This is a genomic window from Paenarthrobacter sp. TYUT067, from assembly GCF_023656375.1.
Lineage (GTDB): Bacteria > Actinomycetota > Actinomycetes > Actinomycetales > Micrococcaceae > Arthrobacter.
In genome coordinates this window covers 214,480-238,190 of the sequence record NZ_JAMOIT010000004.1, presented here as the reverse complement: position 1 = coordinate 238,190, position 23,711 = coordinate 214,480, and the positions used below count along the sequence as shown (strand labels likewise).

At 63.4% G+C, this 23,711-nt stretch carries 22 protein-coding genes; 12 read left to right on the top strand and 10 right to left on the bottom strand.

What is annotated here, in order from left to right; translation table 11 throughout:
• Positions 1–18 precede the first annotated feature (18 nt).
• Positions 19–945: a carbohydrate ABC transporter permease gene (locus tag MOD31_RS05385; protein WP_250820056.1), complete on the bottom strand. Its 927-nt coding sequence runs from the start codon at positions 943–945 to the stop codon at positions 19–21.
• A gap of 9 nt (positions 946–954) precedes the next feature.
• Positions 955–1,917, bottom strand: a complete 963-nt coding sequence (locus tag MOD31_RS05380) for a carbohydrate ABC transporter permease (protein ID WP_374206974.1) — start codon at positions 1,915–1,917, stop codon at positions 955–957.
• Between the two features lie 214 nt (positions 1,918–2,131).
• Here MOD31_RS05380 and MOD31_RS05375 point away from each other — a divergent pair, with 214 nt between their 5' ends.
• Both MOD31_RS05375 and MOD31_RS05370 read left to right on the top strand, forming a co-directional pair.
• Positions 2,132–3,331 (top strand): Gfo/Idh/MocA family protein, encoded by a 1,200-nt coding sequence (locus MOD31_RS05375; RefSeq protein ID WP_166841844.1) that lies wholly within the window; start codon positions 2,132–2,134, stop codon positions 3,329–3,331.
• Positions 3,332–3,345: 14 nt separating this feature from the next.
• On the top strand, positions 3,346–4,365 hold the full coding sequence (locus MOD31_RS05370) for a LacI family DNA-binding transcriptional regulator (protein ID WP_142938033.1): 1,020 nt from the start codon (positions 3,346–3,348) through the stop codon (positions 4,363–4,365).
• Between the two features lie 29 nt (positions 4,366–4,394).
• Here the strand turns inward: MOD31_RS05370 and MOD31_RS05365 are convergent, their stop codons facing one another.
• From MOD31_RS05365 to acs, 4 genes are all read right to left on the bottom strand, one after another.
• On the bottom strand, positions 4,395–5,765 hold the full coding sequence (locus tag MOD31_RS05365; RefSeq protein ID WP_250820055.1) for an FtsX-like permease family protein: 1,371 nt from the start codon (positions 5,763–5,765) through the stop codon (positions 4,395–4,397).
• On the bottom strand, positions 5,758–6,510 hold the full coding sequence (locus MOD31_RS05360; RefSeq protein ID WP_250820054.1) for an ABC transporter ATP-binding protein: 753 nt from the start codon (positions 6,508–6,510) through the stop codon (positions 5,758–5,760). Before MOD31_RS05360 ends, MOD31_RS05365 begins: the two co-directional genes overlap by 8 nt.
• Before the next feature lie 106 nt (positions 6,511–6,616).
• On the bottom strand, positions 6,617–7,405 hold the full coding sequence (locus MOD31_RS05355; RefSeq protein WP_142938035.1) for a DeoR/GlpR family DNA-binding transcription regulator: 789 nt from the start codon (positions 7,403–7,405) through the stop codon (positions 6,617–6,619).
• A gap of 154 nt (positions 7,406–7,559) precedes the next feature.
• Entirely contained in the window at positions 7,560–9,605 is a 2,046-nt protein-coding gene (gene acs / locus MOD31_RS05350; RefSeq protein WP_166841861.1) for an acetate--CoA ligase, read from the bottom strand.
• A 470-nt stretch (positions 9,606–10,075) separates the two neighbouring features.
• Here acs and MOD31_RS05345 point away from each other — a divergent pair, with 470 nt between their 5' ends.
• Genes MOD31_RS05345 through MOD31_RS05335 form a run of 3 tightly spaced genes read left to right on the top strand, consistent with a single transcriptional unit; the run spans position 10,076 to position 13,085 of the window.
• On the top strand, positions 10,076–11,605 hold the full coding sequence (locus tag MOD31_RS05345) for a hypothetical protein (RefSeq protein ID WP_250820053.1): 1,530 nt from the start codon (positions 10,076–10,078) through the stop codon (positions 11,603–11,605).
• 11 nt (positions 11,606–11,616) lie between these two features.
• Positions 11,617–12,411: an endonuclease III gene (gene nth / locus MOD31_RS05340; protein WP_142938037.1), complete on the top strand. Its 795-nt coding sequence runs from the start codon at positions 11,617–11,619 to the stop codon at positions 12,409–12,411.
• On the top strand, positions 12,408–13,085 hold the full coding sequence (locus tag MOD31_RS05335) for a CoA pyrophosphatase (RefSeq protein ID WP_142938038.1): 678 nt from the start codon (positions 12,408–12,410) through the stop codon (positions 13,083–13,085). The genes nth and MOD31_RS05335 overlap by 4 nt, the downstream gene beginning before the upstream one ends.
• Before the next feature lie 15 nt (positions 13,086–13,100).
• Here the strand turns inward: MOD31_RS05335 and MOD31_RS05330 are convergent, their stop codons facing one another.
• Both MOD31_RS05330 and MOD31_RS05325 read right to left on the bottom strand, forming a co-directional pair.
• Positions 13,101–13,301, bottom strand: coding sequence for a DUF1508 domain-containing protein (locus MOD31_RS05330; RefSeq protein WP_250820052.1), 201 nt, complete (start codon positions 13,299–13,301; stop codon positions 13,101–13,103).
• Between the two features lie 185 nt (positions 13,302–13,486).
• Positions 13,487–15,178 (bottom strand): bifunctional 3'-5' exonuclease/DNA polymerase, encoded by a 1,692-nt coding sequence (locus MOD31_RS05325; RefSeq protein WP_250820068.1) that lies wholly within the window; start codon positions 15,176–15,178, stop codon positions 13,487–13,489.
• A 137-nt stretch (positions 15,179–15,315) separates the two neighbouring features.
• Between MOD31_RS05325 and ssd the strand changes: the two genes are divergently transcribed.
• The 7 genes from ssd to MOD31_RS05290 all read left to right on the top strand — a co-directional run bounded on the left by ssd (position 15,316) and on the right by MOD31_RS05290 (position 20,516).
• Positions 15,316–16,473, top strand: a complete 1,158-nt coding sequence (ssd, locus tag MOD31_RS05320; protein ID WP_243753250.1) for a septum site-determining protein Ssd — start codon at positions 15,316–15,318, stop codon at positions 16,471–16,473.
• Positions 16,470–17,798, top strand: coding sequence for a TadA family conjugal transfer-associated ATPase (locus tag MOD31_RS05315; RefSeq protein ID WP_250820051.1), 1,329 nt, complete (start codon positions 16,470–16,472; stop codon positions 17,796–17,798). The genes ssd and MOD31_RS05315 overlap by 4 nt, the downstream gene beginning before the upstream one ends.
• Before the next feature lie 131 nt (positions 17,799–17,929).
• On the top strand, positions 17,930–18,592 hold the full coding sequence (locus tag MOD31_RS05310) for a type II secretion system F family protein (protein ID WP_223940857.1): 663 nt from the start codon (positions 17,930–17,932) through the stop codon (positions 18,590–18,592).
• The gene (locus MOD31_RS05305) at positions 18,592–19,188 is read left to right on the top strand and encodes a type II secretion system F family protein (RefSeq protein WP_142938042.1); all 597 of its coding nucleotides are present in this window, start codon (positions 18,592–18,594) and stop codon (positions 19,186–19,188) included. The genes MOD31_RS05310 and MOD31_RS05305 overlap by 1 nt, the downstream gene beginning before the upstream one ends.
• A gap of 160 nt (positions 19,189–19,348) precedes the next feature.
• Positions 19,349–19,780 carry a DUF4244 domain-containing protein gene (locus MOD31_RS05300; protein WP_142938043.1) on the top strand — a complete coding sequence of 144 codons (432 nt, stop codon included), beginning with the start codon at positions 19,349–19,351 and terminating at the stop codon, positions 19,778–19,780.
• Positions 19,777–20,160, top strand: a complete 384-nt coding sequence (locus MOD31_RS05295; protein ID WP_142938044.1) for a TadE family type IV pilus minor pilin — start codon at positions 19,777–19,779, stop codon at positions 20,158–20,160. The genes MOD31_RS05300 and MOD31_RS05295 overlap by 4 nt, the downstream gene beginning before the upstream one ends.
• The gene (locus tag MOD31_RS05290; RefSeq protein ID WP_142938045.1) at positions 20,157–20,516 is read left to right on the top strand and encodes an Rv3654c family TadE-like protein; all 360 of its coding nucleotides are present in this window, start codon (positions 20,157–20,159) and stop codon (positions 20,514–20,516) included. The genes MOD31_RS05295 and MOD31_RS05290 overlap by 4 nt, the downstream gene beginning before the upstream one ends.
• A gap of 55 nt (positions 20,517–20,571) precedes the next feature.
• On the opposite strand, the gene MOD31_RS05285 is transcribed toward MOD31_RS05290, so the two are convergent.
• Both MOD31_RS05285 and MOD31_RS05280 read right to left on the bottom strand, forming a co-directional pair.
• Positions 20,572–22,896 (bottom strand): DEAD/DEAH box helicase, encoded by a 2,325-nt coding sequence (locus tag MOD31_RS05285; RefSeq protein ID WP_284705273.1) that lies wholly within the window; start codon positions 22,894–22,896, stop codon positions 20,572–20,574.
• 101 nt (positions 22,897–22,997) lie between these two features.
• Positions 22,998–23,690, bottom strand: coding sequence for a GNAT family N-acetyltransferase (locus MOD31_RS05280; protein ID WP_166841835.1), 693 nt, complete (start codon positions 23,688–23,690; stop codon positions 22,998–23,000).
• Positions 23,691–23,711: the final 21 nt, after the last annotated feature.

Sequence of the window (23,711 nt, the reverse complement as noted above, 5' to 3'; positions counted from 1 at the left end):
GGGTGGAAAGAGAAAGAGCTATTTGGTGCCGTTGAAGCCGATGGAGTTGACAATCCGTTTGCCGAAGATGGCGAAGAGGATCAGCACCGGCGTAGCAGACACGAGCGTTGCGGCCATGAGCCCGGACCAGTCCGGTGCGCCTTGCGGGGACTGGGATTTGAAGACTCCCAGTCCCACGGTGAGCACCCTGGATTCCTCGGACGTGCCTACGAGCAGCGGCCAGAAGTATTCGTTCCACTGACCCATGAAGGTCAGAAGCGCCAGGGTGGCAACTGGGGCAGCGGCGTTGGGCATGATGATCTGGAAGAAGATCCGCCAGTGCTTGGCGCCGTCCAGCATTGCAGCTTCTTCAACTTCCCTGGACATGTTCAGGAAGAACTGGCGCATGAAGAAGATCGCGAACGGGGTCATGAACAAGTAGGGCAAAACGAGTCCGAGCATGGAATTCAGCAGGCCCAGGTTCTTGATGAGCAGGAAGTTGGGGAGGGCAGTGAAGATCGGCGGGACGAGCATGGTGGCAAGGAACAGCGAGAAGACTGCGTCGCGGCCTTTCCACCGGAGCCGGGAGAAGGCATAGGCGGCCATTGAGCTGAAGAACACGGCGCAGGCTGTAGTGATGCCGGAAAAGAGCAGCGAGTTCCAAAGGTACTGCCAGAAATTGATCGAAGCACCCGAGCCGCCTTCTGCGATAGCGTCGGCGGCACTTTGGAGGCCGAACACCCGCTTGAACGCGCCAAGATTAAAGTCGGCGGGCAGCAGGTTGGCGGAGTTCGCTGCGAGGGAGCCGTTGGAAGACAGGGCCGTGCGCAGTACCCAGTAGAAGGGCAGGATGCTCACGGCGACGGCCAGGGCGAGGAGGGTCAGGGCGATGGCGCGGCGCCAGTTGAAGGGGCGGCTGAGCGGGCGACGCCGGCTGCCGTTCTTGGGTGAGGCAAGGGTGGTCATGGCGAGTCCTTAGTCCAGGTCCGACTGGTTGCCGCGGAGGAACTTCATCTGGATGAAAGCGACGATGGCGAGGATGAGGAAGAGGATCACAGCCAGGGCGGAGCCATAGCCGAAGTCCTGTTCATTGAAGGCGCGTTGATAGATGTAGAACTGCAGCACGCGGGTGGCGTTGACAGGACCGCCGGCCGTCGTGACGGCAACAGTGTCAAAGACCTGGAAAGAACCGATCACGGTTACTACCAGGACCAGTACCAGGACTGGCCGGAGCAGTGGCAGGGTGATCCGCCAGAAAGTGCTCATGGCCTTGGAGCCGTCGATGCTGGCGGCCTCATAGACACTGTTCGGGATTGCCTGGAGTCCGGCGAAGATCAGGAGAGCTGTGTAGCCCATGTGCCGCCACGTGTTGATGAGAGCCTGGGTGGGGATGGCCCATTGCTCGCTGCCGAAGAAGGCTACCCGGGGCAGCCCGGTCCATTCGATGATCTGGTTGATGATGCCGATCTGGTAGTCAAGCATCCAGAACCACAGGAGAGCCGCAATGACATTTGCCATCAGATAGGGCATCAGGAGCGCACCGCGGACGAGGGTGGACTTTGCGACGCGGTGCATCAGGATTGCGAGGCCCAACGCCAATGCCGTCTGGAGAACAATGTTGATCACCACGTATTCCGAGGTGACGCCCAAAGCGTTCCAGAACAGCGGATCCTTGGCTATGCGTTCGTAGTTCCGCGTGCCGATCCATTCCGGGTCGCCCAGGATGCTGTATTCAGTGAAGCTGAGGTAGATGCCCCGGATGGTGGGGACGAGGTAGAAGAGGATCAGTCCGAGCATCGCTGGAGCGATGAAGAAGAGTGCAACCTTGAGGTCCCCTACTCCGCGGAACCCGTCGGCTGGTTTCCCCCGCTTGCGTGACTTCCGCGGCGCCCCGACGGAGGAGAGCTCCGGATCCGGTTGCTTGGTGAGCGTGGTCATCGTCGACCCTTTCGTGACTGTGATGTGCATAACAACTGGATGAGAATCTACACGAGTAGATTTGGTGATAGCAAGAGCGGAGGCAAAATTTTGGTGAAAAATGTTCAAAGATGTTCTTTCTGTTGACTCGAGTAGATTCCGATGCAAAACTCGACAGGACAGTCACACAGGGACACAGCGGAGGCTGCTTTGGCAGTCCCAGGGAAGGTAAACAATGACGTTTTCGATCGGGGTTGTGGGTGCCGGGCAGTTCGGCAGCCAGTTCGCCCACCTGTTCAAGCTCCACCCGGGCGTCAGCGCGGTTTATGCAATAGATGAACTCCCTGAGCGGGCAGTTGCAGCGCAGGAACGCTGGGGACTGGACGGCGTAATGGGCAGCTTTGAAGAGTTGCTGGACTCCGACGTCGATGCTGTCGCCATCTTCACGCAGCGCTGGACTCACGGACCACTGGTAGAGCGGGCCCTGCGTGCTGGAAAGCACGTCTACTCAGCGGTGCCGATGGCCATATCCGAAGAGGAAATTGAACGGATCATTGAGGCCGTTCGAGAGACCAAACTGGTCTACGCCATGGGTGAGACCAGCTACTACAACCCCGCCACGGTCTTCGCCCGGCAACAACATGCAGCAGGTAAGTTTGGCCGCATCTTCTACACCGAGGGTGACTACGTCCACGACATGGACCTCGGTTTCTACGAGGCGTATCAGTACAGCGGCGGAGAGCGGTGGAAGGAAACCGCCAGCTACCCGCCCATGCTCTACCCCACCCACGCAATAGGTGGGGTCCTCGGCGCCGTCCCCGGCCATGCGGTCAGCGTCAGCTGCATCGGCGTGAAGGACCAGCGCGGGGATGGCGTTTTTGATAAGGACGTCAGCATGTTCGCCAACGACTTCTCCAACGCCACGGCGCTGTTTGAAATGAACGACGGCGGCGCGATGCGCACCAACGAGATGCGCCGGGTGGGGTACCCCTCCCACATCCGGGAGTCCCGCTTCCGTTTCTTCGGCACCGACGCCAGCTTTGAGCAACTTGCCACCACCACCGTGTGGCAGGACAAGTCCACCGTGGAAGACGTGTCCGAGCAAGTGGAAACCAAGCCCACCATGTCCCTGGATGACCCGTCCCTGGCGGACGTGGCGCCGGAGCTGCGCGATGCCTTTATCTCCGGGCTGGCTCCGGTCCATGACCAGTCCAGGCTTCCGCAGGAATTCCTCGGAGCCCCCAACGGGCACGAAGGAAGCCACCAATTCCTGGTGGACGACTTCGTCACGGCCGTAAACAACCGCAGCCTTCCTCCCGTTAATGCCTGGGTCGCGGCCCGGTTCACGTTGCCGGGAATCATTGCCCACGAGTCCGCGCTCCGTGGCGGGGAGCGCCTTCCCATCCGCGACTTCGGTGATGCTCCCGTGGAGTAGCTAGCATTTACCTCATGACAACTTCGGCGGTACAAACCTCGCGCGGCCCGGTTACACGCAAAGACGTGGCCCGGTACGCCGGGGTGAGTACCGCCGTCGTGAGTTATGTGGTGAACGGAGGGCCCAAGAACGTGGCCCCGGGTACGGAAGCCAAGGTTCGCGAGGCCATCCGCGTCCTTGGATACCGACCCAACGCTGCCGCCCGTGCCCTGAAGTTGGGATCCAGCGAGACCATTGGCGTGGTGGTTCCGGACAACACCAACCCGTTCTTCACCCAGCTGGCCCACGCTGTGGAAGATGCGGCCGCGGAACTTGGCTTCGGCATGGTGCTCACCAACTCGGATGGAAGCCTTACCCGCGAACGCAAGAACATCCGCACCTTGGCTGCCCGGCAGGTGGACGGGGTATTCCTGGCCAGCTGCGTGTTCGATCCCGATGTCACGGAACTGGAGGCCTCCGAAATCCCCTCCGTTTTGTTGAATAACGCAGGCTCACCGCCGGGAATCAACAGTGTGGGTGTGGATCTGGAAGCCGGTGCCCGTGCTGCCGTTGAACATCTGATAGGCCACGGCCATACGAACATTGGCTTGGCGATCGGCACCAATACCGGGAACCAGCTGGACGGGCGCGAGGTAGGCTGGCTGGCCACTTTGCGTGACGCCGGACTGCCGGACGGACCCATGCTTCACGGTCCCTTCACCCGTCCGGGCGGGTACGAGGTAGGCAAGCGTTTCCTCTCCATGGCCAACCGTCCAACGGCGATCTTTGCCAGCAATGACATGCAAGCCATCGGTATCCTCAGGGCGCTTCATGAGGCAGGCGTCAGGGTGCCCGAGGACCTGGCGTTGGTATCCTTCGACGGATCCCTGGACTCCGAATACAGCTGGCCTGCGCTGACCACCGTTGCGCAGCCCGTCAAGGCGATGGCCGAAGCCGCTGTGCAGGCGCTGGTGGGCAAGGGCCGTGGCGATGAGCTGAAACACCAGATCCTCTCCACCGAGCTGATCATCCGGCAGTCCTGCGGCTGCAAATAACCCGGGGATGACGACGGCGGTGGGCCGGGTTACGAATCCATGCTCGCGTACCGCTCCGGCCGGGCCAGCACCTGGCTGATCTGGGCCGTGCCGGCAGCGACAGCGAGCCGAACCAGCAGGAAGCCGGCGGCGAACACCCCACCGATGGTCAGGAACACCACGGGCTGGGTCAGCAGCACGGCACCCGTGAGCGGCAGGACCAGAGCAGCCGCGGCAGCCGCGGATATGCCGGCAACCAGAAACAGCGGCGACATGACGGCTTTGACCCTCGCCGCCACCATGAGTTTCTGCGGCATTCCAACACGGTCCAGTGCCACCAGGGTGGAAGCCCTGTCCAGCACTGCAGCTGCTTGGTTTACACCCGCAGAGCAGGCGACCATCAGGAACGAGCCCAGCAGGGTGATCATCACTCCGGTGTTGATGTCCCGGACAAGGAGCGTAGTTTCAGCGTCGCCCCCGGTTCCCATGGTGTCCGCCACCGCCATGCCGACGCCCACGAACACGCCCACAAAACTGGTCATCGCGACGCCCCCAACTTGCCGCCACGATTCTTTAGGGCTCTCCAGCACGGTCCGCGCGGCCAGCAGTTGCTCAGGCTTCTTGGCGTGTTTGAGTTGCGAGGACGCCCGCAGCCGCAGGATCCACGGTCCCATGAGGTTCAACGCCAGCAAAGCCAGGCCGAAGCAACCGCCCATCACCGCGATGATCACAATGAACGCGCCGAAGCTGCTGAGCATCCCCATAGCCACCACTCCGATGACCACCACCACAGCTGCGATGAGTCCGCGAACCCAGTGCGCGCCGTCGGCCGTTTGCCGGGTCCGGACGCCCAACGGCGTCACCACAACTTTCCGCAGCCCCAACGCGGCACTGGCCGCTGCAAGGACACAGACGGCCAGCACGCAGCCGAGGATGGACGGCACTGACAACCATGCATGGCTTCCTATTGCTTGTCCCCGGAACTGGATCAAACCCAGGAACGGCGCTGCGCAGGCGTATAGCCCCGCACCAGCCACAGCTCCCACGGCCGCGAGGACGGTTGACTCAATGACGGTCATCCAGACCACCGTGGCGCTGTTGGCGCCCAGCAACCGCAAGGATGCCAAACGGTCATCACGACGGCGGGCGGCGAGTCGGGCGGCCGAGGCGCCGAGCGTCAGCAAAGGGATGATCAGCAGCACCATGGCGGCCACGGCCAAGGCCTGGTAGGTGCCCGCGATGTCGTCGGACCAGGACCAGAAAACCTGTGAACCACCGGCAACGGTGAGCAGCAGGGCCGTAACCGTCCCGAAAGCGAGGATGGGGAGCCCGGCGTCGCGAAGACCGGCTTCCCGGAAGCTGCTTCCGTTGCTTCGTGCCAGGTAGGGGGTGAGGCGCAGGGCCATGGAGAGACTAGACATTGAAGGCACCCTTGAAGTTGGTGGTGGCTGGCGCGGCCGGGCCGGAAGCGGAAGCCGGAACTGTTCCGCTGTCTGCCACGATCCGGCCGTCGCGCAATTCCACAACGCGCTCGCACCGGGCAGCAACGTTGGGATCGTGCGTGACCACCAGAAGTGTCCGGCCGTTCGCAGCCACAGAGTGCAGGAGAACGTCCAGGACTTCGCTGGAGGTGGCCGAATCCAAAGCGCCGGTGGGCTCGTCAGCGAAGACAACCCGGGCCCCGGTGACCTGGGCGCGGGCGATGGCCACGCGCTGGACCTGCCCGCCGGAGAGTTCGCCCAAGCGGCGTTGTTCCATCCCGGCCAAGCCGAGGGCCGCTAACCACTCAGCGGCCCGGGCCTCCGAAGTAGCACGGTCCGTGCCGTTGAGCATGAGAGCCAGGGCCACGTTTTCCACGGCGGTGAGCTCCGGTAGCAGCATGCCTTGCTGGAAGACGAAGCCGAACTCCTCGCGCCGCAGCCGGGACAGCGCAGCATCTCCCAAGGTGTCCAGCCGCAGAGGCGAGGACGGAGTATTCAAGGTGATGGCACCGGCGTCGGGCCTCAATATCCCGGCGAGGCAGTGCAAAAGGGTGGTCTTGCCGGAACCTGAGGGGCCGATGATCGCAATGGACTGGCCGGCGTTGGCTGTGAAGTTGACGTGGTCCAGGGCGATGCTGCCGGGGTAGTGCTTGGTGAGCTGCTGGGCGTGGAGGATGGCGTTCATATATCCAGCATCCCTGCGGGCGTTACTCCGCGGCATCAGTCCCGCGGCTGAAGTCTGCGGGGCGGCCTCCACCTGCGGTATGAGACCTAAGTGTTAACTACGTGGTTCAGGCCTCGGCGATCCGCAGCTTGGCCACGTTTTCGGCCAGCACGCGCCGGGCGTCTTCACCAAGGAGCGAGTCCGTGATCAGCTCGTCCGCTTCTTCCAGCCGGGCGATCGAGGCGATGCCCACCACGCCCCACTTGCTGTGGTCGGCCAGAATGACTGTGCTCCGGGCGGATGTCATGAACGCTCGGTTGGTCTCGGCTTCCAGCAGGTTCGGAGTGGTAAAGCCGGCGTGGGCATCCATGCCGTGGACACCCAGGAACAGGACGTCCAAGTGGAGTTGCTTCAGCGATGACGTGGCAATGGGGCCTACCAGGGCGTCCGACGGTGTCCGCTCGCCGCCGATCAGGATCACTGTGGACCCGAAGCGTGCCGGGCCGGACGACGAGCCGTGGTGGAAAAGATCGGCGATCCTCACCGAGTTAGTGACCACGGTGATGCGGGGCCCGTTGACGAGTTCCTTCGCCAAGGCCCAGGTGGTGGTGCCGGCGCCAAGGCCGATCGCCATGCCTTCCTGGACCAGGCTCGCGGCTTCCACCGCGATGGCGTGTTTCTCCGCGGGCAGCTGTGTGGACTTGAGTTCGAAGCCGGGCTCGTGGGTGCTGGCATCGCCTGGAAGCTTGGCTCCGCCGTGAATTCGCTCGACGCGGCCGGCTTCCTCGAGCGCTTCGATGTCGCGGCGTACGGTCATGGGTGAGACCCCCAGCAACTGGGCGAGGTCCGAGACCCGCACTACGCGTTCGCGCTGGACGGCGTCGATGATGGCGGAGTGGCGTGCTGCCTGAAGCATCAGGGCCTTTCTGGGGAACCTCGTCAAACATGGGGCTGAGTCTGGCTCCAGTGTAGGGTGCGGGGCCGCTACGGGCCGGTAAGGCACCGCACCACTGTCATAACGACGACGGCGCCGTTCGCCTGGGGAGGTGAGCGGCGCCGTCGTGAATTACCTACTTGCGGAGGGAGTCCGCAATCTGGGTCATGATGCCGGGGTCAGCCAGTGTGGTGGCGTCGCCGGTGTCGCGGCCTTCAGCGATGTCTTTGAGGAGGCGGCGGACGATCTTGCCGGAGCGCGTCTTGGGCAGTTCCGGGACGATCAGCAGCTGCTTGGGCTTGGCGATCGGGCCGATTTCCTTGCCCACGTGGTTGCGGAGTTCCAGGACGGTTTCGTCGCCGTTGTTCGCGGCGTCACCGCGGAGGATGACGAACGCGACGACGGCCTGCCCGGTGGTCTCGTCAGCGGCGCCGACCACAGCTGCTTCGGCGACGGACGGGTGGCTGACGAGAGCCGATTCGATTTCGGTGGTGGAGAGGCGGTGGCCGGAGACGTTCATGACGTCGTCCACCCGGCCGAGGAGCCAGACGTCGCCGTCTTCGTCCTTCTTGGCGCCGTCGCCGGCGAAGTACATGGCCTCGAAGCGGGACCAGTAGGTGTCCTTGAACCGTTCCGGGTCGCCCCAAATGCCGCGCAGCATGGAGGGCCACGGTTCGCGGACCACCAGGTAGCCGCCTTCGCCGTTGGCCACGGACTGACCGTTTTCGTCCACCACGTCCACGGCGATGCCGGGCAGCGGAACCTGCGCCGAGCCGGGCTTGGTGGCGGTCACGCCGGGCAGCGGGGCGATCATCTGCGCACCGGTTTCGGTCTGCCACCAGGTATCCACGATCGGTGCCGGGTTGTCCTTCTTCTCGCCGTTCTTGCCGGCGTTGGCGCCTATGACGTCCCGGTACCACATCCACGCTTCGGGGTTGATGGATTCGCCCACCGAACCGAGGACGCGGATGGAGGAGAGATCGTACTTGTCCGGGATGTCACGGCCCCACTTCATGAACGTCCGGATCGCGGTGGGGGCGGTGTAGAGGATGGAGACCTTGTACTTTTCCACGATTTCCCACCAGCGGCCCTGGTGCGGGGAGTCCGGGGTGCCTTCGTACATGACCTGGGTGGCGCCGTTGATGAGCGGCGCGTAAGTGACGTACGAGTGGCCGGTGACCCATCCGACGTCGGCGGTGCACCAGTACACGTCCGTTTCCGGGTGGAGGTCGAAGACCGCCTTGTGCGTGTAGGCGCCTTGGGTGAGGTAGCCGCCGGTGGTGTGCAGGATGCCCTTGGGCTTTCCGGTGGTGCCGGAGGTGTAAAGGATGAACAGCGGGTGCTCGGAGTCATGCCCCACGGCGGTGTGCTCGGTATCTGCCTTATCAACGGTGTCGGACCACCAGAGGTCGCGGCCTTCCACCCAGTTGACGTCCTCGCCGTTGCGCTTGACCACCACAACGTTTTGTACGGTGTGGCCTTCTTTGGAGAGGGCTTCGTCCACCGCTGGCTTCAGGGCACTCGGCTTGCCGCGGCGGTAGGTGCCGTCCGCGGTAACAACGAGCTTGGCTTCGGCGTCCTCGATCCGGGAACGCAGCGCGTCCGCGGAGAATCCACCGAACACTACCGAGTGCACGGCCCCGATCCTGGCGCAGGCAAGGAGCGTGATCACGGCTTCAGGGATCATGGGCAGGTACACGGCCACACGGTCGCCCTTGGCCACGCCCAGGGACTCGAACGCGTTGGCGGCCTTCTTGACCTCTTCGGTCAGCTCCGCGTAGGTGTAGCTGCGGGTGTCCCCGGGTTCGCCTTCGAAGTAGATGGCCACGCGGTCGCCCAGGCCGTTTTCCACGTGCCGGTCCAGTGCGTTGTAAGCGGCGTTGATCTCGCCGCCCACGAACCACTTGGCGAATGGCGGGTTGGACCAGTCAAGGGCTTCGGTGAAGTCCTTGTCCCAGGTCAACAGTTCACGGGCCTGCTTGGCCCAGAACGCGGGACGGTCCGCTTCTGCCTCAGCATAGGCGTCGGCGCTTGCGACCGCGTTCGCGGCGAACTCTGCAGAAGGCGCGAACTTGCGGTTCTCGTGGAGGAGGTTTTCAAGCGCCTCGACGTGCGGGGCCGATCCGTTGTGAGCTGTTGAAGCTGCAGCGGTGGCCGTGGATCCGGTGGTGTCCTGGGACATGGTGAACCTCATCATTCATCGATCTTTGCTGCGCGGATCCTGACGTGAGGTCCCCGCCCGGGCCGTCGTCGGCGTCGAGCGCTTCCCCCAAGGGTCCGCAAAGTGCTGTCCGGCATCAACACTATCGCTTCAAGAAGTCGAACGTGGGCGTCGTCACAAATGCGGCCGTGAACGGCGCGGATTTAGCGACGAATGGCGGCTGTGGCGGTGGGGAACCGTTTACATGACGCACGACGGCGGCACCGGGCTGCCGTTGCTGGCGGGCTTGCTGTCGGCCACATTCTGTAAGGAACCTTGGAGTTTGCTGTGGGCGAAGCCGTATGGCCGTTTTCAGCTAGAACCCTGTCAGGGGGGTGGCATAGGCTGAAGAAGTCTTGGGACGCACTTCTGGCGTGTCCGGTTCACTGCGGAGTCCCGCGGAGGTCGCCGGGCCGGACTGTCCAAGACGCCGCCGTACGAAGGAGATATAAATGAACCAGCTGAGCCCAGGCCCGCACGACTCACACCCGACGGGACCGGACACCGCGGCTGGAACGGTCACCGCTGCGGGTGGAAACGCTGCTGACGGCACCGCTGTTGGGAATCCGGCGACGGGTACGTCCGGAACTCCTTTCAAGAAGGACACTGCTGCCAAGAACGATGCTCCTAAAAACGACGCTGCCAAGTATGACGCCGTCGCTGGGCCGTTCACCATCCGGGATCTTACTGTTTTCGGCTCCACGCTCCTGATGTTCGTTGCCTCGCTTCTGCCCATGTTCGGGGAGCGCTACAACCTGTGGAACCTGGGTAACTTGTTCTTCCTGCTGCTGGGAATCCTGCTGCCGCTGGTTGTGGTGGCTCTCTTCGTAGCCCGCAGGCTGCAGCCGGGTACTATCCTCCGCATAGGTTCGCTGTCCGTTGACCAGTTCGCGTCCGTGGTTGCCTCGTTTGCGTTCCCCTTGTTCTTCCTGACCATTGCCAACTCGTTCAACGGCAGCGTACTGCTGGGCCTGGTCGGCTCCGTGGGTCTGCTGGCAGCGACGGTTCTGGCCCCGCATCTTCCGTGGCTTTCCGCCGACTTCAAGGGCCGTGCTGAAACGCCGGCGCACGTGGTTGCCCGCGAAGCAGCAGTGCCCAGCCGCAAGCCGGCTGCTCCCAAAGCACCGAAGGCGCCCACCACACCCAAGCCCGCAGACGCCACAGGTTCAAGCGGCGGATTCCGGAGTTCAACCCCCGGATACCAGGGATCGGCACCCGGTTACCAGGCTCCCGCTCCGCACGTTTCCGGTACAGCGGCTGCAGCAGCCTCCACGGGTGCTCCCGGTGCAGGTGCCGCGACCGGCGCCGCAACGGGCGCAAGCCCCTTCGCTCCGCCGGCCAGCTACGGAACATCGCCGTCGCCGGCAACTGAAGCTTCCGCCGTCGTGCACGCAGCTGACGCAAAACCTGCGGACGGTAGCGGCTATGCAAGCAGTGGACCCACAGGAAGTGGGCCCGCTACTGGCAGCACCGCTGCCACTGAACCCGCTGCTGCCGCTTCGCCCGCTACGTCTTCGCCTGAGAAGGCCGAGCCCGTTGGCGAGCCTGGCGCTAAGGATGCCCACGTTCCTGCCACGGGTTCAGCGGCTCAGCCCGCCACTACCCAGCACACGGCCCAGCCCGCTACAACCCAGCACGCCGCTCAGCAGGCGGCCCAACCAGCGGCCCAGCAGCCGTGGGCTGCCACCATGGCAACGCCCATCGTTTCCGGTGATACGCGCAGGGTGAGCGACTCGATCGGCGCTACCGTGGACCCGGCCAGCCGACCGGAAGAGTCCGATTCGCCGCAGTATGAGGCTTTCTGGTTCGCTGTTGCACAACCCAGGATTGCGTACGAAGAACACTCGGGGACCCCGGCCTTCACCATCGAACCCGGTGGATGGGTTCTGGCCCTGGAAGACCGCGGCCATGAGTTCCTGGTACAGGACACCGACGGCAAGGTTGGGGTTCTTCGGGAGCTCAGCAACATCGAACGCGGCTAAGCAGGGACGCCGTGGCCATCGCCGAAGCTGGTTCGCTGCTCGCGCTCAAACGCCGGGCACGGAAGATCAATAGGGTTCTCGCGGAGAAGTATCCCTACGCGCATGCGGAGTTGGATTTTAGGAACCCTTTTGAACTGGTGGTGGCCACGGTCCTTTCCGCCCAAACCACCGATGTGGCGGTCAACCAGGTCACCAAGATCCTGTTTGCCCGCTACCCGGATGCCCGCGCCATGGCTGAGGCGGATCCCCTCGAGCTGGAGACAATACTCCAGCCGACGGGCTTCTTCCGTGCCAAAGCACGGAACGTTTTGGCGCTCAGTACGCGGCTCGTAGATGAGTACGACGGCGTGGTCCCGGGACGTCTCGAAGATCTGGTGACGCTCCCGGGCGTCGGGCGCAAAACCGCCAACGTGGTCCTGGGCAATGCCTTTGGTGTCCCCGGGATCACGGTGGACACTCACTTCGGCCGGCTTGCCCGCCGATTCGGGTGGACGGCCTCGGACGATCCTGTGAAGATCGAGTTCGACGTCGCCGAACTGTTTGAACCCCGGGACTGGACCATGCTCTCGCACAGAGTGGTGTTCCACGGACGCAGAGTCTGCCATTCCAGGAAGCCGGCCTGTGGTGCCTGCCCGGTGGCAAGCCTCTGCCCGAGCTACGGCGAGGGCGAAACTGATCCCGTCAAGGCAGCCAAATTGTTGAAGTACGAGCTAGCGCCGGGCAGCGAAGCTTTGCTCGAGAAGCTCCTGGCCGAGACGCACAGGGCAGCGGAGATCCGCATGGAATCGCAAAGGAGGCCCGGGTGACCGCGCTTGAGGAACTGTCCGCGCTGGTTGCTCGCTTCGATGAGGGCCAACAGCAGCACTCGGCATTGTGGGAGCAGCTTCCCGTCACCCCGGAAACAAACCGCGCCGCGGCAGTCCTGATGCTTTTCGGTGTACTGGACAACATCCCTGCCGAGTCGGGGCGGCCAATAGCGCCGGCGGACCTCGATGTTCTGCTGCTGGAACGGGCACATACCCTGGACGACCATCCGGGTCAGGTGGCGTTCCCGGGCGGCAGCGTGGACGAGGAAGATGAGTCGATCGTCGCCGCAGCCCTTCGTGAAGCAGTGGAAGAAACCGGCTTGGATGCCAGTGGTGTCCGGGTTCTTGGAGTCATCCCGGAGCTTGGGCTCATCCGGAGCAACTTCCGTGTGACACCTGTGCTGGCATGGTGGGATGCGCCGTCACCGGTTCGCGTGGTGGACTACGCCGAATCCGCTCAGGTCTTCAGGGTACCGGTGCGCGACCTTTTGGACCCGGTCAACCGTGTCACTGCCACCATCTCGAGGTTCGGCCGCACCTATACCAGCCCAGGTTTCACCGTCAATGGTGTGCTCGTGTGGGGCTTCACGGGGATGGTCCTCAGTGGCCTCTTCGACGAACTGGGCTGGACAGTTCCCTGGGATAAAGACAAATTGCGGGACATAGACCTTTAGGTGGTCCGTCGAGGCTTACGCTGCCTCGCGGGCCGTCGTGGACCGGTCCACGATCAGACCGGTGGCGGCGTTTTCCCGTACGGCGTTGATGCCGGCCACAACACCCTCGAGGTGCGGGAACGTGGGTGACTCGGCAACCACCGTACCGTCGGCCGCTGTAAGGCGGAACCGGTAGCCCTGGGCATTGTCCTTGAGAATTTCAAACCTGCCAGCCATCGAATGCTTCCCCCTTGTGATGCTGTTTTGATTCTGCGGTGGACCAGCAAAAGTATCCACATCATGAAACTATCCAGAACCCGGGCGGAACCAAAGCTACTTTGCGGTACCTGTCATGGGCGGGTCATCCCGGCTCATATAGCGGGATGTGACTGGATAGTGCCGCTGCATCAGGCTATGGTCCGCTACTTCGCTTTGTCGTAGGAATCGACGACGGCCAGGCTCACTGGAAACTCCACAGGGATCCGTCCGAACATAAGTTCCTTCGCCGATGCTGCCGCTTCTTCGATGGCGCGGATACAGGCGTCCACGGCGTTCACTGGAGCGTGAATCATCACCTCATCGTGGAGAAAAAAGACGAGTTCACCGCTGGGTGAGCCTTCGGCGCGTAAGGTTCGCAGCCGTCGTCGTAATTCTGCCAACCAGCAGGCCGCCCACTCAGCAGCCGAGCCCTGCACCACGAAGTTGCGGGTGAAACGGCCCCGTGATCGGGCAAGATTGTCGGCCCGGCGCTGTTCCTCGGCCGTGGTGGATTGCTGGCTCCGCAGCCAGCCGATCGATGGTGGCGGGCTGCTTCTGCCCAGCCGGGTGGTCACGGTTCGGCCTGCTTCGCCCTCACGTGCTGCTTGCTCCACGAAGCCGACAGCGCGTGGATAGGTCCGCGTGAGCTGCGGCATAAGCCGCCCCGACTCGCCTGTGGTGGCGCCGTAAATAGCTCCCAGCAGGGCAATTTTCGCCTTGGCCCGGTCACCCCCAAAGCCTTGGGCTGCGATGCCTGCGTAGAGGTCCTTGTCCCGTGCTGCTTCTGCCATTTTCGTGTCTTGGGCCAGTGCCACAAGGACCCGCGGCTCCAGTTGGGAGGCATCGGCGACGATGAGTTTGTGGCCGGGGTCCGCGTGGACCGCTGCCCGGATGTTACGAGGGATCTGAAGCGCGCCGCCACCGCGGGAAGCCCAGCGGCCGGACACGACTCCGCCCACCACGTACTCGGGACGGAACCGTCCGTCGCGCACCCAGGCGTCCAGCCAGGACCAGCCATTGGCGGTGTGCAGCCGGGAAAGCTTCTTGTAGGCGAGCAGCGGCTGAATGGCCGGATGCTTGGATTCCTGAAGCTCCCACTGCCGGGTACTTTTGACCTCGATCCCGTTCCGGTGCAGGGCGCGCATCAGGTCCTGAGGGGAGTCCGGATTCAGGCCGGGGGAGTTGAGGATGCTCCTCAGCTCGGCGCAAAGAGCCTCAAGAGCCGGCGGACGGTGCCCTAGAGGCGGCCGGGGCCCCAGGACATCGGCAAGGATTTGCTGATGCAACTCTTCTCGCCAGGGGACGCCGGCGTGCTGCATCTCCAGGGCGATCATCGCGCAAGCGGACTCAGCGGCGAGCAGTAACTGGAGGCGCTGTTTCTGTTGGTGGGCCTCTGAGACTTGTGAGATTGCGTGCTGTTGGGCCGCGAATTCCTCCCTGAGTTCAGCCAACCCCACTTTGGGGTTGGACTGGACCAGGTCCTCGAAGAGAGCGCCCTGGTCTGCGGGAGGCGGTGGGGGCTGAAGAGCGCGGGGTGGTGCGGAGTCGTCGTCCTGCGTGAGTTTGACCGCATGCCGGGCATAATCCGTGTGCGCCGTGAATTCGGAGTGGGCAAGGATGGCTCCGCAGAGCGCGAGGTCGTGGCAACGCTCCAGCTCTATGCCATGGGTTAGCAGCTCCGAATACCAGTCCTGGGCGCGGTGCCACACCCAGCGGGGCCGCTGGGTTTCGAATTCACGCACGACGCCGGGCAACTCACCCCGGGTGAGGACGCGTGCGTCTGCAGTGGCCTTGCCGGTGGGGGAGATCCTTTGTATGGCTGCGCCTTGCTGGTGGGCGGCGAGCAGCAAATACATGGTGTCCATTCTGCCCTGTGCGGAGGTGTGCTGTTGCTGGGAGGACTGCTCCTCCACAACTTCCGGCCGCACTATGTTGTGCACATACGGGAATTCGAACCTTATGTTGGTTTGCCGATTCAACCAGTGTGGACGCCATGAGCAAGCGAGATCGTCGGCAGAGGCAACCCGCACACATCCAGCAGACCACTGACAATTACGGGCACCCCCACAAGAAAGCAGTTGAAGGGGACCCGGACGGATCTTGGCTGCCACGCGAAGCCGTCGGCATTCTGCTCGTTTCCGCTGACTCCTACCTTCAGGAAGAGGCCAAACGGATAGTCGCGGCTGCAGGGGGGAGTCTCCGTTTAGCCGCGGACGTGGCCGAAGCCGTCCACGGCTGGGACAATGCCGACGTCGTATTGGTAGGCAGCGATATTCAAGAGTTGCCGCCCAGGCGAAGGGCTCCCACTGTGTTGCTCGGCAAAGCCTCTGAAGGTGATGGGCTATGGAGTTTGGCCGCGTCGCTTGGAGCTGAGCGGGTCGCTGTCCTTCCCGAGGCCGCCGGCTGGCTGGCTGAACACCTCAGTATGTCCGGCTCACCGGACCCTGGGGGGACGGTCATCGGAATCATCGGCGGTAGTGGTGGGGCGGGAGCTACCACTACCGCAATCTGGCTTGCCCAGGCTGCGGCAGGGCATGGCATCAGCACCGTGCTCATCGATGGCGACCGCTGGGGTGGAGGCCTCGAGCTGGCAGTGACGGCGGATGAGGTGCCCGGCCTCCGATGGCCGGACTTCGCCGAAACCCGGGGAAGCATTGATCCTTCCCAATTCCGGGATTCATTGCCCGTGGCTGGCGGATTCGCATACCTGTCCTGGCCCGGGACGAGGGAACCGGTCCACATCCCGGCGGTCGGCGCTGTGGCTGCTGTTGTTGACGCTGCACGCCGGAGCTTCGAACTCATCCTCGTGGATATCGGACGCAGCGTTGAGGGGCTGGGAACGCTTGCATGGGACTGCGACAGGATCCTGGTGCTGACCACGGCCCACCTTAAGTCTGCAGTGGCGGCCGCGCGCGTCCTCAACGAACTCCCACCCATAGATGCAGGACTCTTGATCCGGGGAAGCGGCGCCAGTTCAGTGGATGCGCCACTGATCGCCGAGTCGCTTGGCTTGCCGCTGCTGGGTGTCCTACCGGAGATGCGTGGTGTAGCGGCCAGCACTGAGCTGGGGCGATTGCTGGAGATCGGACGCCGAAAACCAATCAGGCGCTTAGCCGGTTCCGTCCTGGAACTGAACGGGGCCGCCCAGTGAGCCCCTTTGCCGACGGAACCCGCCGCCGGCAGAGCCGCAGGCTGGACTCGGTTCTTCTTGAAACGGTGCGGGAATCGGTGCTCGCCGGGAGCGGACCCGTGACACCTTCCACTGTCGCCGCAGCCGTGCAGGCAAGCGGCAGACTACTGGGTACCGCCGGAGCGTTGGAGGCGGCTGAGTCCATCAATGCTGAACTCAACGGACTGGGTCCTCTTCAGCCGCTCGCACAGGATCCTGGCGTCACTGACATTTTCGTCAACGGCCCCGACTCCGTCTGGTTTGACCGCGGGAACGGCCTGGAACGTACATCTGTTTACTTCGACACCGAGCAACAGGTCAGATCGCTGGCCACCCGCCTGATCTCAGCCGGGGGAAGACGGTTGGACGATGGCTCCCCCTGCGTGGACGTCCGGCTCAACGGCGGATACCGGGTCCACGCAGTCCTCGCTCCCATATCAACGGCAGGGACGTTGCTGTCCATTCGAATCCGCCGGGACGAAGTGTTTACCCTCGCCGAGTTGCGGGAATCCGGCATGTTTTCGGAGCACGTTGAGTCGGTTCTTCGTGCCGTCATGGCCAACAAACTGAGTTTCCTCATTAGCGGTGCCACCGGCTCAGGAAAGACAACCCTGCTCTCCACAATGCTCGGGCTGAGCCATCCGGCGGAACGTTTAGTACTGATAGAGGACGCCGCAGAGCTCAACCCTGTTCACCCGCATGTTGTCACGCTGGAATCCCGCCACGGAAACCTTGAGGGCGGAGGTGCACTGGACCTCGGAGAACTGGTCCGCCAAGCACTGCGCATGCGGCCGGACAGGCTGATCGTGGGGGAATGCCGTGGCGCTGAAGTCCGCGAATTGCTGACCGCACTCAACACTGGGCACACCGGTGGTGGTGGCACTATCCACGCCAACACCGCAGAGGCCGTGCCGGCACGGTTGGTGGCCCTCGGCGCATTGGCGGGGTTGAACGCCGAAGCCGTTCGGTTGCAGGTCTCCAGCGCCCTTGACGTCGTGATCCACGTAGACCGAACACCATCGGGACGGAAGGTCGCGTCCATCGGAGTAGTCACAGACACACGGCAACAGCAAAAAGTTGTGCCAGCCCTCAGCTGGAGCCCGGCAGGAATGACACCAGGGCCGGCATGGCCGGAACTTGCCTCCCGGCTCTCGCTGGCACCGCTGGAGATGGACGAGCAACCAGCACAGGAAGTCGACCGGCCTGAACCTGATGATCCGCCACGGCGCAGGTCCCGGAAGACGGCCATTCCAACATCAACCGGGTCACGTCCGGTGGGGATGCATAACCTCGGTGATATCCGGTGATGGGCCTCTTCATCCTGGTTGCGGCTCTCGCGGTTTGGTTGCAGTTCACAGGCCACAGGGATGGAATCAGGCGTCTCCGGACGAGGCTGGGGGAACCAGCGGACCGGACCTTGCGCACCAATGCCCGTCCCATGACGCAGCGCGGAGGTCCAAGGCCGCGAAAGCGTCCGGAGCCCTTGTCACTTGTGGTGTTGGTGCAGCAGCTCGCAGCCCTCCTGCGCGGCGGACGGGGAGCTTTCAGGCTGTGGGAGGAGCTATGGATAGTCCACGGTGCAGGGCAGCTAGCGGAAAATGGCGCGGGTTCGGCAGCAGCAAAGGGAAACACCGGGCTTTCCCACCCCTCCCTGCAGGTTCTAGCAGCAGCGCGGGCAGCGTCCACGGTGGGAAATTCGCCGGCCGAAGCCATCCGGGGCACAGCCGCAAAAGCGTATCCGCAACGCGGGAGTTCTGAGCGCCGCGTGTGGATGGAGTTGGCAGCCTGCCTGGACATCGCGGAGACCAGCGGCTGTCCGTTGGCTGACCTCCTCACCCGGTTTGCAGCGCAGTTGGAGGCCGAAGAGGACTCCGAGGCTGCCCGTCAGACGGCGCTCGCAGGCCCCAAAGCTACCGTGCGCCTGTTGTCATGGCTCCCGGTATTTGGACTGGGGCTGGGGGTGGCATTAGGCGTGGATCCGGTGGGGATCTTGTTGAACAACTTCCTGGGTGTTGCCACCTTCGCGGTTGGTCTGCTTCTCACAGCGGCGGGTCGTGTATGGTCATCGCGGCTGGTCGCATCCGCGATCGGAGCCTACTGATGCACCAGACGCCGGTGTTAGTGATGATCGCGGTCATGGTGCTCGCAGCAATCCTGAGCTTCGCGGCGCCCGCACGGTTGGGAACTCAGTTGCCGTCCCGGGGAAGGGACTCAGCAGCGGCGCAGGAGTCCTCCGCATCAACCCCACCGGAACAGGATGCAGACGGACTGCGCGATACGGCAATGATGCTGGAATTGGTGGCTTCCATGCTCGACGCCGGAGCCGGAATCGGGCGGGCATTGGAACTTATCGCCAAGTGCGCGTCTCCTCCCATCAGGCATTCTCTCCGGCCCGTTGTTGCCGCGCTGGCCCTCGGTGCCGACTGGGAGACTGCCTGGCGGACGCCCACCAAGCACGCCCCTGAAGTGGTCCGCCTCAAGGATGCGTTGGCTTTCGCGGCGCTGACTGGTGCGCCGTCTGCCTCTATCCTCTATGCACAAGCGGCGAGGGAACGGCGCGAGCAGTTCCGGGCCGCGGAGAAGCGGGCAGCTGCCTTGGGCGTGAAGCTTGTAGTTCCTCTGGGTCTCTGCTCCCTGCCTGCTTTTATCTGCCTTGGCATTGTCCCGGTCCTGATCGCCATGCTCCCCTCGGGGTGAAACGTGGAGAGGGCCGTCAACGCCACAACCTTTCCTCCACACCCAGCGGGACGGGACGGGTTATCCACTTGCGGAGATCACCCACTTCCCGGCCTTTCCGGACCACGGAAGAGTCGGTTCTGTCGGCAGAGAGCCGGCACTTTATGGAAAGGAAACCACCATGAAAACACTGTCCGCTACGCTTCCAGGCCTCCTGAGTGATATGCCGCGGGATCGGCCGGCTCCCGTTGAATTCCTTGGGGCTCCCTTCGAGGAACCACAGACGACCCAGCATGAGGAACTCTCCGAGTACGAGCTCGACCACAACGATCCCGAGCGATTCGGTTTCGAGGACGAGCTCCTGCAGTTAGGACTCGGCTTCGGGGATCTTGCGGAGTCCGAGGACGGCCCATGTGAGGACGAAGGCTTCTGGTCAAGGTTAAGCACACGGACAAAGCTGATGGGCTCGGAAATGGGCATGGCCACGGCCGAGTATGCCATTGCTACCCTTGCCGCCGTAGGCCTGGCGGGTTTGTTGGTAGTTATCCTCCGGAGCGAAGAGGTCCGCGGCTTCCTGCTCAACCTGATCCGTACGGCGTTGTCCCTGCCATGACCGCTCTGCTGCCTGCCGACAGGAGATCCCGGAATGCAAAGGAAAAGGGTGCTGTCACTGCGGAGTTCGCGGTCGCTTTGCCGGCCGTTGTGTTGCTCCTGGCATTCCTGCTGGCAGGCGGCGCCGCAGGTATCACCCAACTCAGGCTGGAGGAGGCGGCGAGGGCAGGAGCACGAGCCTCGGCGCGGGGTGAGGCCTCCGGCTCGGTGGATGGGATCGTCAAGCGGCTTGCCGGGGGAGGCGTTACGTCGTCAATAAACGGGGACGGCGAGTGGGTCACAGTGACTGCTTCCTCGGCAGTTGGCGGGGCTTTGGGCCCGTTGATCCCATGGACGCTGAAGGCCTCGGCTACAGCACGGGAAGAAGTGGGCACCCCGTGAAAAACCTTTGGCCAAACACCGAGCATGAAGGCGGCGCTGGCACCGTGCTGGCGCTGGCCTTGGGCGCGGTGGTCATGCTGCTGTTGCTGGGCTTGCTCCTACTGGCGCAGGCCGGAGTGATGGCATCCCGGGCGGCGTCTGCGGCTGACCTGGCAGCGCTGGCCGCCGCAGATGCGGCCCGGGGGCTTACGTCCGGGGAGCCTTGCGCCGTTGCCGCAAGTGTGGCCGGGAAGCACGATGCAAAGATCACGTCCTGCAGTGTTGCTGGTGGGGTGGTGGAGGTCGGCACGGAGCTGGCCCATCCCTTCCAGTGGGGCGTTGCCACTGGCCGCGCACGAGCCGGACCTCCTCCTTAGCAGCTAACAGGGCCAAGCACACAGGCTTCGTGCCGGGCGGCTGGCTTCAGGGAATCTAGCTGGCGTCCTTCAACAGGACGTTCAGGAGGGTGATGGCGGCTGCCTTGTCCAGCGGGTTGTTCTTGTTGCCGCACTTGGGGGACTGAACACAGGACGGGCAGCCGGTATCACACTCACAGGCCTTGATGGCTTCCCGGGTGGCTGTCAGCCATATCTTGGCCTTCTCAAAGCCCCGCTCAGCGAACCCGGCGCCACCAGGATGGCCGTCGTAAACGAAAATCGTTGGTACCCCTGTGTCGGCATGCAAGGCAGTGGATACCCCGCCGATATCCCAGCGGTCGCTGGACGCCACCAAAGGGAGGAGCCCAATTGCAGCATGTTCAGCCGCATGCAGCGCCCCGGGGAACTCCGCTTCCACCAGCCCGGCTCTGTGCAGCGAACGGTTGTCCACCACGAACCACACGGCCTTGGTAAACAGGTCCCTTGCTCCCAAATCGAGGGGTTCCTCGCCGAGGATCTCATTGGAAATCAAGGCCTTGCGTTGGAAGGAGACCACTTGGGTAGTTACTTTGACGTCCCCAAAGTGCACGGTGATGTCGCCCCACTGGACGGAACGGGAAGTTTCAAGGACCTCGATCTGGGTTACGTCCCGTGCCGTGGTGTAGAAGTCGGGGTTGACCCGGCGCACCATCACGCAGTGGTCGGCTTCGTTGAGGTCCTCCACCAGGTAGCTCTCGCCTTGATGGACGTAGATGGCACCCGTGTGCGCCTGGTAATGGGTTTGCGGCGAGTCCATGGTTCCCAGGAGGGACCCGGTTTCAGCGTCAACGATGCTGACAGGACCGCCGCCGTCGGCCCGGAGGTTCACCATGCCTGCGGCACTCTCAGGGTGGGTCCAGAACCATCCGGCGGGCCTCTTTCGAAGGTACCCCTGAACTACCAAACGGTCCAGAAGCCCCTCGGCAGTCGGCCCAAACAGGTCAAGCTCGGCGGGTCCGATCGGCAATTCGGCTGCTGCCGCGCACAGGTGCGGGCCAAGGACGTACGGGTTGCCGGGATCGAAGACGGTGGCCTCAACCGACACGTCAAAGATGGCCTCGGGATGGTTCACCAGATACGTATCCAAGGGGTCATCGCTTGCCACGAAGGCGGCAATGGCGTCCTGCCCTGCCCGTCCTGCTCGGCCGATCTGCTGAAAGAGCGAAGCCCGGGTGCCGGGCCATCCAGCTACCAGCACGGCATCAAGGCCCGAGATATCGATGCCAAGTTCCAAGGCGGAAGTGCTGGAGACCCCCAGCAATTGCCCTGATCTCAAAGCCTGTTCCAAGGCCCGCCGCTCCTCGGGGAGATACCCGGAACGGTAGGCGGCCACCCGGCCAGGAAGACCAGGGTCCACTTCGTCCAGCAGTCTTTTGGTGATGGACGCAATGGACTCGGCGCCGCGACGCGACTTGATGAACGCGATGGTCCTGACACGGGAAGAGACGAGGTTCGCCAGGATGTCCGCAGTCTCAGCTACGGCCGTCCTCCTCTGCTTGGCGCCGTTCTCGCCCTTGACGTCGGTGAGGGCCGGTTCCCAGAACGCCACCGTCGTGGAACCGTGGGGCGAGCAGTCTTCGGAAACTTCCCGGACGGGAGCGCCGATGAGCCGCCCAAAGGAAACCCCGGGGTCCGAGGCCGTGGCGGAAGCGGCAATGAACACCGGCTCGGGGAAGGAGGTCCCAGCCCCGTAGTAGGCGCAGATCCGGCGGAGTCGTCGCATCAGATTGGCCACGTGCGAGCCGAACACGCCGCGATAACTATGTGCTTCGTCTACAATCACGTAGCGCAGCCGCCGGAAGAACCTGGCCCACCATGTGTGGTTGGGAAGGATGCCGAAGTGCAGCATGTCCGGGTTGGCGAGGATGAAGTTGGCGTGGTCACGAATCCACCGCCGGGAGGAGACGTCAGTATCCCCGTCATAGGTTTCAGCCCGGACCGTGGGTAACTTCAGCGAGCGGATTGCTGCCAGCTGGTCTGCTGCCAAGGCCTTGGTAGGGGATAGGTAGAGCGTAACGGCGCCGTCGTCGTGGATCTTGCCGGGATCTGACAAGACCCGCAATTCGGAACGGTGTATCGCATCCAACGCCGGCAACTGGTAGGCGAGCGACTTTCCCGAAGCAGTTCCCGTGGCAATCACAACATGCTGTCCGGAATGGGCGAGGTCTGCCGCCTGGATCTGGTGCCGGTACGGTTGGTGGATGCCCAGGGAACCGTAGGCTGCCACAACGTCCGGATGGACCCAGCCGGGCCAGGGCTCATTGACCGCTTTCCGGGCGGGGATGGTGTGGACATGGCGCAGCTGCTCAGGGTCCGGCGTCCGGCCCAGCAAGGAGATCATTGAATTTGGTGCAGCCACCGAATCATTCTGTCACTGTGCGGGGACGCCAACAGCGGCACCCTGGGGCGCCGCCGTCGGGCATTGCTTTTGGTTGGGAGGCTCTATGCTCCTGAGAGGTCCGACCCTTCGGTGCCGCTGGACATCATAAGGACGTGGCACACCACGTCCCATCCCAGATGGGAGTAGAGCTTTTGGCCGTCCAACGATGCCAGGAGCAGACCATTCTCCACATCGTGCGCGAAGGCTTGTGCCGCCAAGGCCTTCATGATGAAACTGCCCAAGCCGCGGCGTTGAAAATCGGGTTCGGTGACGATCTTGTCGAAGATGGCCGTGCCGTTGACCACATACACCCGGCCGCTGGCAGCCACCTGCTCGCCGGAATGGACCACCGCGTAATGGACACCGTTGGATTCCGAGGTAGCCAGCTCCAGATCGTCGTCAGGGAGCCACGGATCCTCGGCATCCTGAGTTTCCATGTCCACGATCATCATGGTCTGGGACGCGGAGGTCACCGTCAGTCCGCGCTGTTCAGCGAGGTATTTGTACCGTTGGACATCGTTGGTGAGGATCGTCAGGACCCGGGTTGGAGCTTCTGCCGTCTTGTCAGCCAGGACGGCGAATTCTTCGTCTGACGGATCGTGGGCGAAATACTCCCAGTCACCGGTTTTGTCGGCGCGAAGTGCGGCAGGGAAGCGGCCCTCTTGGCGTAGTTCATAGCCGCGGCAGCCGGACCAGCCGGCTACCCAGACTTCCAAGAGGTGCGCAATGTCTTCAACCAAGGCGTCTGGACTCATGTAGAGAGAGTATGCCAGCGC

What these genes read in the sequence shown, in the direction of transcription:
- MOD31_RS05385 (WP_250820056.1), bottom strand. Translation starts at nt 945, where the DNA reads ATGACCACCCTTGCCTCACCCAAGAACGGCAGCCGGCGTCGCCCGCTC.
- MOD31_RS05380 (WP_374206974.1), bottom strand. Translation starts at nt 1,917, where the DNA reads ATGACCACGCTCACCAAGCAACCGGATCCGGAGCTCTCCTCCGTCGGG.
- MOD31_RS05375 (WP_166841844.1), top strand. Translation starts at nt 2,132, where the DNA reads ATGACGTTTTCGATCGGGGTTGTGGGTGCCGGGCAGTTCGGCAGCCAG.
- MOD31_RS05370 (WP_142938033.1), top strand. Translation starts at nt 3,346, where the DNA reads ATGACAACTTCGGCGGTACAAACCTCGCGCGGCCCGGTTACACGCAAA.
- MOD31_RS05365 (WP_250820055.1), bottom strand. Translation starts at nt 5,765, where the DNA reads ATGTCTAGTCTCTCCATGGCCCTGCGCCTCACCCCCTACCTGGCACGA.
- MOD31_RS05360 (WP_250820054.1), bottom strand. Translation starts at nt 6,510, where the DNA reads ATGAACGCCATCCTCCACGCCCAGCAGCTCACCAAGCACTACCCCGGC.
- MOD31_RS05355 (WP_142938035.1), bottom strand. Translation starts at nt 7,405, where the DNA reads ATGCTTCAGGCAGCACGCCACTCCGCCATCATCGACGCCGTCCAGCGC.
- acs (WP_166841861.1), bottom strand. Translation starts at nt 9,605, where the DNA reads ATGTCCCAGGACACCACCGGATCCACGGCCACCGCTGCAGCTTCAACA.
- MOD31_RS05345 (WP_250820053.1), top strand. Translation starts at nt 10,076, where the DNA reads ATGAACCAGCTGAGCCCAGGCCCGCACGACTCACACCCGACGGGACCG.
- MOD31_RS05330 (WP_250820052.1), bottom strand. Translation starts at nt 13,301, where the DNA reads ATGGCTGGCAGGTTTGAAATTCTCAAGGACAATGCCCAGGGCTACCGG.
- MOD31_RS05325 (WP_250820068.1), bottom strand. Translation starts at nt 15,178, where the DNA reads ATGTATTTGCTGCTCGCCGCCCACCAGCAAGGCGCAGCCATACAAAGG.
- ssd (WP_243753250.1), top strand. Translation starts at nt 15,316, where the DNA reads ATGAGCAAGCGAGATCGTCGGCAGAGGCAACCCGCACACATCCAGCAG.
- MOD31_RS05310 (WP_223940857.1), top strand. Translation starts at nt 17,930, where the DNA reads ATGACGCAGCGCGGAGGTCCAAGGCCGCGAAAGCGTCCGGAGCCCTTG.
- MOD31_RS05305 (WP_142938042.1), top strand. Translation starts at nt 18,592, where the DNA reads ATGCACCAGACGCCGGTGTTAGTGATGATCGCGGTCATGGTGCTCGCA.
- MOD31_RS05300 (WP_142938043.1), top strand. Translation starts at nt 19,349, where the DNA reads ATGAAAACACTGTCCGCTACGCTTCCAGGCCTCCTGAGTGATATGCCG.
- MOD31_RS05295 (WP_142938044.1), top strand. Translation starts at nt 19,777, where the DNA reads ATGACCGCTCTGCTGCCTGCCGACAGGAGATCCCGGAATGCAAAGGAA.
- MOD31_RS05285 (WP_284705273.1), bottom strand. Translation starts at nt 22,896, where the DNA reads ATGATCTCCTTGCTGGGCCGGACGCCGGACCCTGAGCAGCTGCGCCAT.
- MOD31_RS05280 (WP_166841835.1), bottom strand. Translation starts at nt 23,690, where the DNA reads ATGAGTCCAGACGCCTTGGTTGAAGACATTGCGCACCTCTTGGAAGTC.